General features: G+C 66.6%; 12 protein-coding genes. 8 read left to right on the plus strand and 4 right to left on the minus strand.

Annotated features, from left to right (window positions below; translation table 11 throughout):
- The first annotated feature begins 43 nt into the window (after positions 1–43).
- Together NA11_RS00125 and NA11_RS00130 are read left to right on the plus strand one after the other, a co-directional pair.
- Complete coding sequence (locus tag NA11_RS00125; protein ID WP_069159613.1) at positions 44–874, plus strand: SDR family NAD(P)-dependent oxidoreductase; 831 nt, start codon at positions 44–46, stop codon at positions 872–874.
- Entirely contained in the window at positions 858–2,063 is a 1,206-nt protein-coding gene (locus NA11_RS00130; protein ID WP_084653808.1) for a TetR/AcrR family transcriptional regulator, read from the plus strand. Before NA11_RS00125 ends, NA11_RS00130 begins: the two co-directional genes overlap by 17 nt.
- Before the next feature lie 301 nt (positions 2,064–2,364).
- On the opposite strand, the gene NA11_RS00135 is transcribed toward NA11_RS00130, so the two are convergent.
- Complete coding sequence (locus tag NA11_RS00135; RefSeq protein WP_069159684.1) at positions 2,365–2,787, minus strand: PPOX class F420-dependent oxidoreductase; 423 nt, start codon at positions 2,785–2,787, stop codon at positions 2,365–2,367.
- 85 nt (positions 2,788–2,872) lie between these two features.
- Between NA11_RS00135 and NA11_RS00140 the strand changes: the two genes are divergently transcribed.
- Both NA11_RS00140 and NA11_RS00145 read left to right on the plus strand, forming a co-directional pair.
- On the plus strand, positions 2,873–3,709 hold the full coding sequence (locus tag NA11_RS00140; protein ID WP_069159614.1) for a DUF72 domain-containing protein: 837 nt from the start codon (positions 2,873–2,875) through the stop codon (positions 3,707–3,709).
- Between the two features lie 254 nt (positions 3,710–3,963).
- Positions 3,964–4,800, plus strand: coding sequence for an alpha/beta fold hydrolase (locus NA11_RS00145; RefSeq protein ID WP_069159615.1), 837 nt, complete (start codon positions 3,964–3,966; stop codon positions 4,798–4,800).
- A 1-nt stretch (position 4,801) separates the two neighbouring features.
- Here NA11_RS00145 and NA11_RS00150 read toward each other — a convergent pair whose 3' ends face one another.
- From NA11_RS00150 to NA11_RS00160, 3 genes are all read right to left on the minus strand, one after another.
- Positions 4,802–6,055: a PucR family transcriptional regulator gene (locus NA11_RS00150; protein WP_141717287.1), complete on the minus strand. Its 1,254-nt coding sequence runs from the start codon at positions 6,053–6,055 to the stop codon at positions 4,802–4,804.
- Positions 6,056–6,518: 463 nt separating this feature from the next.
- Complete coding sequence (locus NA11_RS00155) at positions 6,519–7,016, minus strand: DUF4254 domain-containing protein (protein WP_245745622.1); 498 nt, start codon at positions 7,014–7,016, stop codon at positions 6,519–6,521.
- Between the two features lie 381 nt (positions 7,017–7,397).
- A complete protein-coding gene (locus tag NA11_RS00160; RefSeq protein ID WP_245745623.1) occupies positions 7,398–8,312 on the minus strand; it encodes a glycoside hydrolase family 43 protein in 915 nt (304 codons plus the stop codon).
- 370 nt (positions 8,313–8,682) lie between these two features.
- Between NA11_RS00160 and NA11_RS00165 the strand changes: the two genes are divergently transcribed.
- The 4 genes from NA11_RS00165 (at position 8,683) to NA11_RS00185 (ending at position 12,751) form a co-directional block, all read left to right on the plus strand.
- Positions 8,683–9,138 (plus strand): hypothetical protein, encoded by a 456-nt coding sequence (locus NA11_RS00165; RefSeq protein WP_141717288.1) that lies wholly within the window; start codon positions 8,683–8,685, stop codon positions 9,136–9,138.
- 1,053 nt (positions 9,139–10,191) lie between these two features.
- Positions 10,192–10,686, plus strand: a complete 495-nt coding sequence (locus tag NA11_RS00175; protein WP_069159620.1) for a hypothetical protein — start codon at positions 10,192–10,194, stop codon at positions 10,684–10,686.
- A gap of 90 nt (positions 10,687–10,776) precedes the next feature.
- Positions 10,777–12,168 carry a family 1 glycosylhydrolase gene (locus NA11_RS00180; protein WP_069159621.1) on the plus strand — a complete coding sequence of 464 codons (1,392 nt, stop codon included), beginning with the start codon at positions 10,777–10,779 and terminating at the stop codon, positions 12,166–12,168.
- Positions 12,169–12,289: 121 nt separating this feature from the next.
- Positions 12,290–12,751 (plus strand): VOC family protein, encoded by a 462-nt coding sequence (locus tag NA11_RS00185; RefSeq protein ID WP_069159622.1) that lies wholly within the window; start codon positions 12,290–12,292, stop codon positions 12,749–12,751.
- Positions 12,752–12,843: the final 92 nt, after the last annotated feature.

A 12,843-nucleotide genomic window follows, 5' to 3' on the forward strand; every position in this document is an offset into this window, starting at 1 on the left:
AGTGAATAGGCGTTAGTTGGTTGCTCGGAAGGATGCGAAGCACATGGGAACTCTCGATGGCAAGGTCGCCATTGTCTCCGGGTCGGGGCGTGGCATCGGGCGTGAGATTGCACTGAAACTGGCGGGTGAGGGCGCTCGGGTCGTGGTGAACGACCTCGACGACGATCCGGCGAAGGAAACCCTTGCCGCGATCGAAGCTGCTGGGGGACAGGCTGTCTCGTGCGTCGGCAGCGTCACCGGGGACGGGTTCGCCGAGCGTTTCGTGCAGACCGCCGTCGACGAGTTCGGCGGGCTGGACATCATCGTCAACAACGCGGGCTACACCTGGGATTCGGTGATCCAGAAGATGACCGACGAGCAGTGGGACGCGATCCTCGACGTGCATCTCAAAGCCCCGTTCCGGATCCTGCGTGCCGCACAACCGGTCATCTCTGCGGCGGTGAAGCGGGCCAAGGACGCGGGCGAGCCCGTGCCGTGCCGCAAGGTCGTCAATATCTCGTCGATGGCAGGCACCGGAGGCAATGCGGGACAGGCGAATTACTCGTCGGGCAAGGCGGGCGTGCTCGGCCTCACCAAGGCGCTGTCGAAGGAATGGGGGCGCTACAACGTCACCGTCAACGCGGTCGCGTTCGGTCTGATCAAGACGCGGCTCACCGAGGCGCCCGCGGGCACCGGCGGCACAATCGACGTGCAGGGCAAGGAAATCAAGGTCGGCGTCAACCCGAACCTGCTCGCCGCGATGGAGCAGATGGTGCCGCTCGGCCGAGGCGGCACCCCTGCCGAGGCAGCGGGCGCGGTGTACCTGTTCTGTATCCCCGAATCCGACTACGTGAGCGGGCAGACGCTGGTTTGCGGTGGTGGATTCAACATCTAGGACCGGCCGGCGGAGCGGGCCGGACCTGGTCCGTCCGGCCCGCGGCACCAGGCCGGCGAATCGGCGCGCGCTGATCATCGCCGCGGCCGCGGATCTGTTCTACCGCAACGGCTATGCCGCCGTCGGCATGAGTGCGGTGGCCGAGGCGGTGGCGATCGGGCCGTCGGCGCTGTATCGGCATTTCCGTGGCAAGCAGAGCCTGCTCGCGACGGTGGTCGGCGGGGCACTCGACGATTTCGCTGCCACGCTCGACGCGGCGGTGCCCGAAGCCGTCGCGGAGACGCTGGCCGCCGCGGTGTTGGCGCGTCGCGATATCGGGGTGCTGTGGCGGCGGGAGGCAGGCCACCTGTCGACCGACGATCGTGCGGCATTTCGCAAGCAGGCCAGGCGGATCGGCGCTCGGCTCGCCGAGATCATCGCCGTGCGCCGTCCCGAACTCGAGCCAGCGGCGGCCGACCTGCTCGCCTGGAGCGTTCTTGCGCTGGCCAACAGCGTTTCGTTCCAACGGCTTCGGCTGCCGTTACCCGAGTATGCCGAGCTGCTAAGCGAACTCATCTCTGCGGTGCTCGACGCGCCGATGTCGAGACCGGCGCGGTACCCCGTACCGTCCGAGAGCCGCGCTGTCGGGCTGGCAACGCATCCACGCCATGCAGCGATCATCGTCGAAGCGACAAGGCTTTTCGCCGAACGCGGTTTCGCCGCCGTCGGTGTCGACGAGATCGGCGCCGCCGTCGGCATCGCGGGACCGAGCGTCTACCACCACTTTTCGGGGAAGGCCGACATCCTCCGCGCCGCCATCGCCCGTGGCGACGAACGGCTGCGTACCGATCTGCGCCGCGCTATCGACGAGGCCGCTGATCCGCGCGACGGGCTCGTCCGGCTGATCGCGAGCTACAGCGGCTTCGTCTTCGAAAATCCCACGCTCATCCAGACTCTCGTCGCGGAGGCCGGGCACCTCCCCGAGACAGACCGCCGCCGCGCCAAGGCGGCGCACCGGTCTTATATCGCCGAATGGGTGCGGTTGCTCGGCAGCCTGCATCCCGAGTGGGACCCGACCCGCACCCGCATCAGAGCCCTCGCCGCGCAGTCGATGCTCAACGACCTCGCGTTGACACCGCATCTGCGCGCGTTCCCGGACATCGTCGCCGCGTCGGCCGCGATCGGCGCCGAGCTGTTCGTCTTACGGTGAGCAGCTCACCCGGCCTCGCCGGTCCCGCGTTCGCCTGCGCCCGATCGCATGACCTGCTGCCACCAGGACGCGAGTGGGCTCGGTTCGGGCCAGACGACCGTTGGGCCGACGCGGCCTGCCGCGTCTAAGGACACTTGCTTGGGACGGGGGGAGCTGTCTGAAGGAACCACGACGGACGATCTCCTCGAAATCGGTGACGGTACGCGGGGCAGCCCACGTACGGCGGGTGTGCCCACTGCGGCTTTACCGAAACTTTAAGAGACGAATGAATATTCGTGGGGTCAGTCGCGTCGAATCGTGATCAGGATGCCCACGGACCGATACCGCCGACCTTCTCGATCCGGATGCGGGTGAGCAGGCCGGGCGGCGCGTCGGCGGGCGGGAAGTCGACGGTCGGACTGGCCAGGGTCTTGGCCAGCTCCGTGAGCAATTCGGGGGCGCCGCCCTCGACGATGCGCGCGGTGCCGGTGACCGACAGGTACGGGCGCATGAACTCGCCGGGTTCCTGCGCGAGGATCGTCACCGCGACCCTGCCGTCCCGCCGGACATTGCGCACCTTCTTGTATTCGCCGAGGTGAGCGGTGACGAGTTCGTCGCCGTCCGGCGTCGACTGCAGCGCCACCCAGACCACGCTGACCTGGGGGCTGCCATCCGGGTTGATCGTGACCAGCGTGGCATCGGCACCGGCGCCGATGAGGGCGCGCGCTTCGTCGTCGAGTTTCATGCTGTTGTCTACCTCGCGGCCGTTGCTTTCATTCCCGGCCGCCGCGCTTCGGGGCACCGCGGCCGGTTGTACTACCGTCGCTGGCATGCGGCTTCACGTGGGCTGTGCGATGTGGACGCACGCGGCATGGCAGGAATGGCAACCGGCGTCGGGGGATCGGCTGGCCGCCTACGCCGCGCGATGCAACGCGGTGGAGGGCAACACGACCTTCTACGCCATCCCCGCGGTGCGCACGGTCGAGTCGTGGGCGGCGCAGCTCACCCCGGAGTTCCGTTTCCTGCCCAAACTGCACAAGTCGATCACCCACGAGCGCAGGCTGACCGGTGCCGACGAGGAGCTCCGCACGTTCCTGTCGGCGATCGAGCCACTCGGCCCGAGCGCGCATGCCCTGTGGATCCAATTGCCGAGCTCGTTCGGCCCCAACGATCTCGGCGCGCTTGCCGGTTTCCTGCGCGAGCTGCCGCGCTCGTACCGCTGCGCCGTCGAGGTCCGCCACCCGGCGTTCTTCGAGAACGAGCAGGCGACCCGCTACCTGGAACGCGTGCTCGCGCGGGTGCACGTCGAATGGCTGACCTTCGACACCACAGTGCTTTTCGACGGACTGCCCACCCCCGCCGAACAGGAGGCGTGGTCGAAGAAGCCACGCGTCCCCTTACGCACCCGTGCTCTCACCGAGTACCCGATCGTCCGCTACCACGGCCGCGAGTCGACCGACCGCACCGTCGACGGCTGGCAACCCTGGGTCGCCATCGTCGCCGACTGGTTGCGTGAGGGCCGTTCGCCCACGGTCTTCCTGCATACCCCGAACAACGCCGACGCTGTCACGCTGGCGCGCCGCTTCCACGCCGAGGTGGCCGCCAGGGTGCCCGAGCTGGACCCACTCCCTGAACCGGCCCCGACCGGACCGATGACGTTGTTCTGAACTCTTCAGCGGGTAGCCGCGGGTTGTGCCTGCTGACAACCCGCGGCAATCGTGTTGGTGGCTGCGCCAAGCGAATCGGGTGTCCACCTGGGAAGCTGAGGAAGCGTTCTTCCGTGTTCGGTTGATGCCACTCCCGAGGAGCATCTCGTGCCCAGGCCCGTTGTCCATTGCTTCGTTGACCAGATTTCTCGACTCGCTGGGGGTGATGGTCCTCGGGAAGTACGCACGTCGCGTCGGGGGCGGGTGTACCGGTGATGCTGTCCACGGTCATTCGGACGATCGATGTCGACGGCGTGCCGATCGGATATACCGACAGCGGTGACCCGACCGGTCGATCGGGCAGTCCGGTCATCGTTTTCGGGCACAGCCTGCTGTTCGGCGGCTGGATGTTCCGGGCCCAGATCGACGTGCTGCGCAGGCACTATCGGTGCATCGCCATCGACTGGCGTGGACAGGGCGGCACCCAGCCGACGCCGGACGGCTACGACATGGACACGCTGACCGCCGACGCCGTCGGGGTGATCCGCGAATTGGCGCTCGCGCCGGTGCACTGGGTCGGCGTCGGCATGGGCGGTTTCGTTGGTCAGCGCGTCGCCGCCAGGCACGGCGAACTGTTGCGGTCGCTGACCCTGCTGGACACCAGCGCGGGGACCGAGGATCCGGCCAAGATCGGCAGGTACACCCGACTCGCCTGGGCCGTAAGACTTTTCGGCGTCGACGCGGTCCGCGGCAAACTCGCGCGGCTACTGTTCGGCCCCGCCTTCCTGAGCGATCCTGCCGCGGCGGACGTCGTGGACGAATGGGCCCAGCGGCTCGATCGCATCGACAGCGTCGGCACCCGCAAGGCGATCCTCGGGGTGGTCGGCCGAGCGTCCGCCGATCGGGAGATCACCGGCATCTCGGTGCCGACCCTGGTCGCGGTCGGTGTCGACGACACGGTGACCCCGATCCAGGACGCGCAGCGGCTCGCGGCGCTGATCCCCAAGGCGCGGCTGGAGATCATCGAACGGGCCGGGCACAGCTGCGTGCTCGAGCAGCCGACCGTGGTCACGACACTGCTGCAGACGTTCCTCGCCGACCTCGATGGCTGATTCAGGCGACGCGCTCCGGGGCGAGGATCTTGTCGCCGTAGGTCTGGGCGCAGCGCAACGCCAATTCGATATAGGTGGCTCGTTCCTCGATGGAATGACCGAGCAGTTCCTCGGATTGGTTGATGCGGTAGCGCACCGTGTTGGGGTGCACGGTCAACAGTTGGGCGGTGGCAGGCACGTTACGGCCGCTCGCCAGGTAGGCGAGCACGGTCTCGCGCAACCGCGCGGTGGTCTCGTCGGCGCTCATCAACGCGCCCAATTCCCTTGCCGCCATGACCCTTATCGCCTCGATGCTGCCGTCACCGGTGGTGAGGCAGACCAATTCGACGTCGGTGTAGCGGATAACCGCTGGGGCATAGTCGGTTTCGATCGCCACCCGCTGGGCGGCGAGTGCTTCGCGATGGCTTTGCCTGAACCCGGTGGCGCCCGGCGCCGACGAGCCGACGGCGGCATGCAGCCCTGGCTGTCCACCGAGGGACAACCCCGTGAGATCGGGGACGCCCGCGGTGGCGATCCACACCCACATGCCGCGCACGCCGGACGACAGCATCAACGGCCGCGCGGCATCGAGGTGCGCGGCGATGTCGGTGCCGAGCTTCTCCAGCGTGCGCACCGGTTCCGGCACGGACGCGGACTCGTCGGCCCACAGCACGATCGCGGTCTGGTGCCTGCGCAGCGAGTGCCCGAGCTGTGCCTCGGCCTGGTCGATGTCGACGGTGTCGCCGCGCAGGATCGAGCCTGCCAGCCCGAATCGCCGTGCGAGCGCGCCACGTTGCCACTGTTCGCGCTCGTCGGTGTAGACCGCGACCGATGCCTCGACGCAGGTGTCGGTCCACTCCAGCACCCGATCCCAGAACAGCAGCAGCACCGCGCTGCGGAGCTGGTCGTCCTCGATCGCCTTGTTCAGGAAGTCGGTGATGAACTGCCAGAGCATGGCCTGCCCGACCCGGTAGGTCCGCATCACCACGTCGATCCCGAACCCGCGCCGCGCCACCGTGCGCGACAGCGCGAGCACTTCGGCGGGCGGATGGACCTCGAACACCTCTCTGCTCACCATCGCGAGGAAGCTGCGCCAATGTGCGCGGGTCGCGGCGTGCAGTTGTTCGCCGAGTTCGGCGTCGCCGGGCAGGTGCGCGTTGACCGCATTGATCTTCCCGTCGACGAGGTCGACCAACTGTTGGGTCTGCTCGTCGTTGCGAGCCTGCGCCCCGAATTGGACAAGCCAATCCAGGGCCTCCTGATCCAGGGCGGTCATAGGCCACATTCTGCTGCTCCGGGTGCCGCTGTGCGGCACATTCGACGGGATCGGTGCCGCGATATTTCCGTCTGAAAATTGCGCGACGCACACTGCGCGAATACGGTTCTGCACACTCGCGCTAGGTAGTCTGTGCAGGTCCCCGAAGGGTGGGACGGTCTTGTGGCAATTCCGATCAGCACTGACCCCACACGCGGAGGGCCATAATGAACGGATCGTCGATCAGTACACGAACGCCCAATAAAAAGACCTACGGGTCGGTTTGTGTTGTGCGCCCATGGGCATAACCCGCTCATGAAACCGGACGAAGCTGCGCGTCGCCTGCTCGAGGTCATTTTGACGCGGTATGGGTCCGTAGACGAATTCATCGGATTGCTTCGCGTCGACCCGCTCGTCGATACCACGGAACTGCCACCATTATCGGGATACTTCTGGTCAATTCCATCGTGAAGTCGATGCATGTTTATCGGCGCTCGATGGAACGCGGTCGGCGCGTGCCGAATTCATGAATCAGATCGGTCCAGTCGTTCGCCAGCGCGGCCAGCCGGGACCACGCCGCGTGCACCTGTTGCTCGGCGGCATCGTCGGCGGTCATCAGCAGGTGATCGGCGAGAATCTGGGCCGCGGCCATGCGGTCGACGGCCCGGCCCAGCGACGCCGCGCCGCGGTCATGCGCGCGCCGCGGGGGCAGCTGCTTGGCCACCCACCCGTCGATGACCGTGACGACTTCCCCTCGGCGGTAGTCGATTTCGGCCGCCCGCTCGGGCTGGGCGCGGCGGGTGTGATGCAACTGCGCCAAAGCGCGCGCCAACTGCGTGATCAGGTGATCACCTGGCCGGTCGCCGGCGTGCATGCGCAACGCAGCGGAGAGTTCGTGCCAGTCGGGCAGCATCGGCCGCGCGCCGCCCGACTCGATCGGCAGGGTTCGCGGTCTCGGCCCGTCGGCGGTCTGCACGGTCACGTGTCGCGGTCGACGCGGCGCGGCGGGTGCGCTCGGCAAACAACCACGGCTCGGGTATCGACGGCAGGCGGCGGGGACGTGGTTCGCGCGCGCTGCCGCGCGGTCCCCAGCTCTCGGTTGTCCGGTTGCGTTGGCACGGTAGCCTTCCCTGACGACGGTCGAGGTGCACCCGACCCCCGGCGACCAGCCGTAATCCTCTGGCTCGGCAGGCCGTTCTGCGCGTACCCGAGATAAGGGAGCAGAGCGCCCGGGTGCCGGATGCACCTATCAGCATCGTCCGTGACGACCGGCTCCGGAAGACGGATTCAGGTCAATTCGTCCGGTGTTTGGCCTCTTTGGTTATGGTCCGGCAATCCGAGCGGCTCGGCGTCGGCGCCGGATTCACCCGGGGAGCAGCTCCGGGTAGACCGTGCAGTGCCGGATCGTGCCCGACAGGCCGGGCAGTTCTTGGGGCTCGGTCCAGGTGTGGAAGCCGTCGTTGCTGTCGCTGAAGTAGTACTTGCCCGCTCCGAGGGTGTCGGGGTTGTAGGCATCGAAGTAGATGCGCCAGCTCCCGTCGGGCAGGGCGATCACGCACTGCCCCTCCCTCGGAGCGCCCCAGTTAGCCCAATTGCCTTGTTCGACAAAGGCATACGGGCCCAGTGGACTACCTGCGACGGCGAGCTCGATGAACTTGGTCTCCTCGTTCTTGGTGAACGCGAAATAGCGGTTGTCGCGGGGGATGATCGTGGTGTCGATGTAGCCGAAGGCGGCGCCGTCACGGGCGCCGAGCCCGGCAATCGGGGTGAGCGGACTCCACGTCCACAAGCCTGGTGTGGTTGCCGTCATCATGTGCGGGGTGAAGCGGCCCTCGACGGCCAGCGACACGATCACGTTGACCTGGCCTCCGGCGTCGACGAACCATTCCGGGGCCCAGGTGTTGGTCACGCCGGGGACGAGAACGGGGAGGTCGTACATGTGGTTCCAGTTCACCCGATCGGTGCTCCTGGCGAAGCCGATGGTGTGACCCTCCCACGCGGTGGTGTGGGTGAGGTAGTAGACGCCGTCGGAGTGCCGGAAGATGCTGGGGTCGCGCAACAACGATCCGTTGGGTGGCCGGTAGGCGGGCTCGGCCAGCGGCGTGAAGTTGAGCGCGTCGGTGGATTCGTAGACGTACAAATCGGTTTCGTTGGCGTTGGTGAACGCGGTCATCGTGTAGCGCATCGCAGGCGCCGCGGCGGCATGGTTGTGAGCCAGCATGCTCAACGGTATCCCTGCCGCGAGCGCCAGCGCCGACCTGCGACTTATAGCTGTCACGCATCGGATTATCCAGCGGTGATAGCGGCTCGCTAGCCGACACGCCGTACCCCTGCGGGCGGTGCCCTGCGGTGACGAGGGCTTGGCTGGGACGGTCGTCTCGATCGGGTCGGTAGCTGCGTAGCGGCCCCGAGGCGGGCCCGCGCCGATCATGTTGCTCGCCGCCGCCATCGAATGCTGTGTCGGAGAACAAGTTACGAATACGGCGTTGGAACCCAGCCCAAGACGGCCGGTCATCGCGCATGCGACCCTCTAGTCGGGCAAACGGATCCGCTCACCCCCGGCGGTGACCGCACCAACGGTCAGTGCCCCTTGCGCGCACCTGCGCGGTCGCGCGTTTGCCGAAAGCCGAATATCTGGAGCAGCAACCATGCGAGAGCCCGTCGATCGGCCGGACCGGGACCGGCCAGGCGCCGTGCCGACTGCCCGCGAACTGCTGGACGCGATGCATGACGTTGTCCCCGAACGGCATCCGGCCGCGCCGGTGCTGCGGGCCGCCTGTCTGCTCGCGGCCGTCGACGAGTGGATCCACCGCCATCGGGCCGCGGTCGGGCCCGGCCGCGCGGACCCGGGACAGGCGAACAGCCAGGGGATCGAGCGCGCGGCCCGCACCTTGCGGCGCTACCTCATCGAAGGGATCACCGAGGCGATCCCCGACGTGGACGGCGTCGGCACGGCGGTCGCCGAGCTGGCAGGCGCCTGGGTGGACTGGCGCAGCGTGCCGAGCGGCGCCGACCCGGCCCGCAAGGCCGATACCCGCCAGGCACTCATCGCCGCCGGCGCCGCCTACGACACGCTCACCGGGCACGCCGTTGTCGAGAAATAGGGGCGATATCGTGCCGGTCGAATGCGTACGCAACAGTGCGTTTCGCGGGTGTCGCCACGGTCGGGCGGTCATTCCATCCGGAATCGCAACGGAATAGCGAGCTGCTGGTTAATATTGGTGCGTCCCGCGCATTTCGGGACAGTTTTGCAGAGTGGGTCGTGGTCGCCCCTGCGGCTCACTATCGCTGTACACAGTCCGGTGAGGTCCGGGTGATCCCCGGGCCTCATCGTCACAGCATTGTGTGGCGCTTTGTCGAGGCCTTGTCGCCGAAAATGAAATCGAGTGTGTTCGCCTCGAATTCTCCGACCCAGCCCCGAATTTCCCGATCTGCGGCATCGGCGGGTTCCGAATATGCCGTGGCGCCGACATGTTTCGATGCGCGGTCGGTCGACAGGTATCGATGCGAAACGACAAGGGACGCCGCAGGCGTGATCACCTCGGATTCCAGCAGCTTCGGCAAATCCTGCCGCACCGTCGGCGGTGGCGGGGTTGGCTCCTTCTTCGGTGGTGGTAGCCGACTCCTGTCGGCGGGACATCCCGGCCGGGTGTCCAACGCTGGCTGTGCCTGGCATGCGTCGATAGTGTCTTCGTTGCCGAAGTACGTGCGGATGGAACGGATTTCGGCCGTTTTCGGCGGATCCGTTCTAGCTGCGACGATGCGATCGCGCCGGACCGTCGGCCGGGAGTCGCGCAGGGGCACAGGTGTTTTGCCCTCCCCGGCGCCGGTGCGCTAGCCTTCTCCGCGATCCGGCTCGTGCTCATGACATACACCTGTCCAGGGAGCAATCATTATGTTGAGTGGCCTCTTCGATCTGGTTGGCGCGGTTACTGCGTTGTTGGAGAACCTGATCGGGCTCCTAACCTTTGGCATTGTCGGCTAGTGCGTCGCGTATCCCCTCGCGGTGTCCGGTTCGAATCGGGCACTCGAGGGGTTCGCATTTTGAGCGTGGGCTTTTCGGATTCCGGATACGCCAGACAATTGAGGAGACTCGCTATGGCAGGTTTATCGAAGAAGTTTGCGACCAACGCACTCCCCGGCATCGGCGGTGTCCCGTGGTAGGCAAGGTCATTCATTTCCTACCCGGCGGGTCGGCGACCGCGGTGCTCGAACCCGAGCCTGTTGCCGGCGCACGGGAACTGCGGGTGCAAGCCAGCGCTCGCGCGAGCAGTGCGGCCTATCGTGCCAGCGCCGCCTGCGCTCGAGCTGTCAACCGGGACAAGGCCATTGAGCACGCCGCGCGGGCACACGGCTCCGCCCGCGCCGCCGCGGCCGCACCCAACGCCCGCGACGCCGCATGGAACGCCTACGTCGCCGCCAACCATGCCACCAAGGCGACCTACTACGCGGTCACCACCGCCGACGTCGCCGTCGCGATGCAGACCGCCGCCACCAGCGCGCTCGTCGCCGCGAAAGCCGCCGCGTTCGCCCCCGAGGACATCGGAGTGGCCGATGCCGCCGCAGGCGCCGAGGAGGAGGCCACCTGCGCGAGCAACGCGGCATACGGCGCACCCGAGCTTCAGGTCATCGACCGCATCGGGCGTGGCTGACGGCAGTGTCGCCGTCGGTTCTGCTTCGGACTCGCCACGGGAACCGTCGATGCGAGAAATTCAGCTATCGGCCGGTTATGTTCGGCGATCATGCGCACATGCACTCGCCGGGCCGCGGTGGCGTTCGCGGCCACGATGGCTGCGCTGCTGGTGCCCGGGGTGGCCGTCGCCGTCCCGCCGGGGCCGGCGGCGGGTGACCTCGCGTTCGGGCGCGACTTCCTGTGGGGGGTGGCCGCCTCCGGCTTCCAGTCGGAAGGCTATGCGCCCGATAGCAATTGGCGACGGTATGCCGAGACGCATGCGCTCGGCGCCGAGGACTACGGCAACTCGGTCGACTTCTTTCACCAGTACGCCTCCGACATCGAGCTGGCCAGGCAGCTCGGTGTCAAGGTGTTCCGGATCGGCATCGAGTGGGCCCGGTTACAGCCGAACAACCGGCTCGAATGGGACGCCAAGGGTTTCGAGTTCTACGAGAAGGTGATCGGCACGATCGTCGCGGCGGGCATGAGCCCGATGCTCACCCTCGATCACTGGGTGTACCCGGGATGGGCGTGCAAGCGCACCGACGCCGCGGGTGTCCCGTGTCCCGACGGCTGGAACCATCCGGACATGGTGAACGACTGGATGGCCAATATGGAAAAGGTCGTCACGCGCTTCGCCTATCGAAAACCGTTGTGGGTCACCATCAATGAGCCCGTCGCGTACATCATGCACGAGGTCAGGCACAACGGCACCGATCAGGCGTTGATGGAAGACCGGATTGCCGAGGCGCACAACCGGATCTACGACTTCATCCACCGCGTGCAGCCCGGCGCGAAGGTGACCAGCAACATGGGTTACGTTGCGGGTGAGGACGACAAGGCCAACGGCGGCGTGATCGAGAAGATCCGCGCCAAGCTCGATTACATCGGCCTCGACTACTACTTCGGCTTCGAACCGCCGAAGACGCAGCCGATCGCCACCGTGCGTTCCATCGCCGCGGTCGGTGACCCGGGCATGTGGAACCTGCCGCTGCGCACCGAGGGTATCTATTATGCGCTGCAACGTTATTGGAACCTCTTCGGGAAGAACAAGGAGATGCCGATCTACATCGTCGAGAACGGCATGCCGACCGCGGACGGTGACGACGGCGCGCAGAGCAAAGACTGCGCAAACCATGAGGGTCGCTATACCCGCAGCTGCCATCTGCTCGACACGCTGTACTGGATTCATCGCGCCAAGGCCGAGGGCATGCCCATCGTCGGCTACAACTACTGGAGCATCACCGACAACTACGAGTGGGGCAGCTACAGCCCGCGTTTCGGCCTCTACACCGTCGATGTGCTGAAGGATCCGACGCTGGCTCGCCGTCCCACCGACGCCGTTGCCACCTACCAGGCCGTGATCGGCGCGGGTGGCCTCCCCCCTGGTTATCGCCCACGCCCGCCCGCGCCATGTGAGCTCGTCGACCCGCCCGCGAGCTGCGATAGACCGGTGTCCTAGCGCGATTATCAGACCGATCGGTGTTCTGCGTTCCGTCGCCGGGCACTCTTGACAATCCACCGTACGACCGTTCGCGAAAGGTGTCGGGTGCATCCCGGCACCCGAACGTGAGGAGACAGCGATGCCAATTCTCGTTCCCGGATATCACTTCGGCGTGGTCGTGGCCGATTTGGGCAAGGCGATGGACGAACTGACCGAACTCTTGGGCCTGGAATGGTTGGAACCGATCCGCTGCGGGCGGCAGGTCTCGCCCTTCGGCGCCCCCGCGATCGGTCCGATGATGACCTTCTCCAAGCAGGGCCCGCCGTATTTCGAACTGCTGGAACAGGTTCCGAACTCGATCTGGTCCGAGACCGGCCTGCATCATGTCGGCTTCTTCGCCGACGACACCAAGACGGAATCGCTGCGCATGTCCGAGGCGGGGTTCCCGCAGCAAGCGACGGCGACGGTGCTCGAGTCCGCCTCCGAGCCAGGCGTCTGCTACCACCGGACCACTGATGGCTTACTGGTCGAGATCGTCGAGCAATGGGTCGGTGCCCCCGCGCTCACCTACTACCTGACCGGCGCGGGCACGCCTCAGTGAGCGTCCGAGAACCCTCTGGTGGTTGTTGTGTGGCGTTCGAGATTTGAGCCAACTTCTAGTTCATTGACGCTCGTTGTTGTCGGTGGCTTGTG

Origin of the sequence: Nocardia altamirensis NBRC 108246, from assembly GCF_001612685.1 — a bacterium.
Classification (GTDB): domain Bacteria; phylum Actinomycetota; class Actinomycetes; order Mycobacteriales; family Mycobacteriaceae; genus Nocardia; species Nocardia altamirensis.

What these genes read in the sequence shown, in the direction of transcription:
- NA11_RS00145 (WP_069159615.1), top strand. Translation starts at nt 3,964, where the DNA reads ATGCTGTCCACGGTCATTCGGACGATCGATGTCGACGGCGTGCCGATC.
- NA11_RS00185 (WP_069159622.1), top strand. Translation starts at nt 12,290, where the DNA reads ATGCCAATTCTCGTTCCCGGATATCACTTCGGCGTGGTCGTGGCCGAT.
- NA11_RS00125 (WP_069159613.1), top strand. Translation starts at nt 44, where the DNA reads ATGGGAACTCTCGATGGCAAGGTCGCCATTGTCTCCGGGTCGGGGCGT.
- NA11_RS00135 (WP_069159684.1), bottom strand. Translation starts at nt 2,787, where the DNA reads ATGAAACTCGACGACGAAGCGCGCGCCCTCATCGGCGCCGGTGCCGAT.
- NA11_RS00140 (WP_069159614.1), top strand. Translation starts at nt 2,873, where the DNA reads ATGCGGCTTCACGTGGGCTGTGCGATGTGGACGCACGCGGCATGGCAG.
- NA11_RS00150 (WP_141717287.1), bottom strand. Translation starts at nt 6,055, where the DNA reads ATGACCGCCCTGGATCAGGAGGCCCTGGATTGGCTTGTCCAATTCGGG.
- NA11_RS00180 (WP_069159621.1), top strand. Translation starts at nt 10,777, where the DNA reads ATGCGCACATGCACTCGCCGGGCCGCGGTGGCGTTCGCGGCCACGATG.
- NA11_RS00165 (WP_141717288.1), top strand. Translation starts at nt 8,683, where the DNA reads ATGCGAGAGCCCGTCGATCGGCCGGACCGGGACCGGCCAGGCGCCGTG.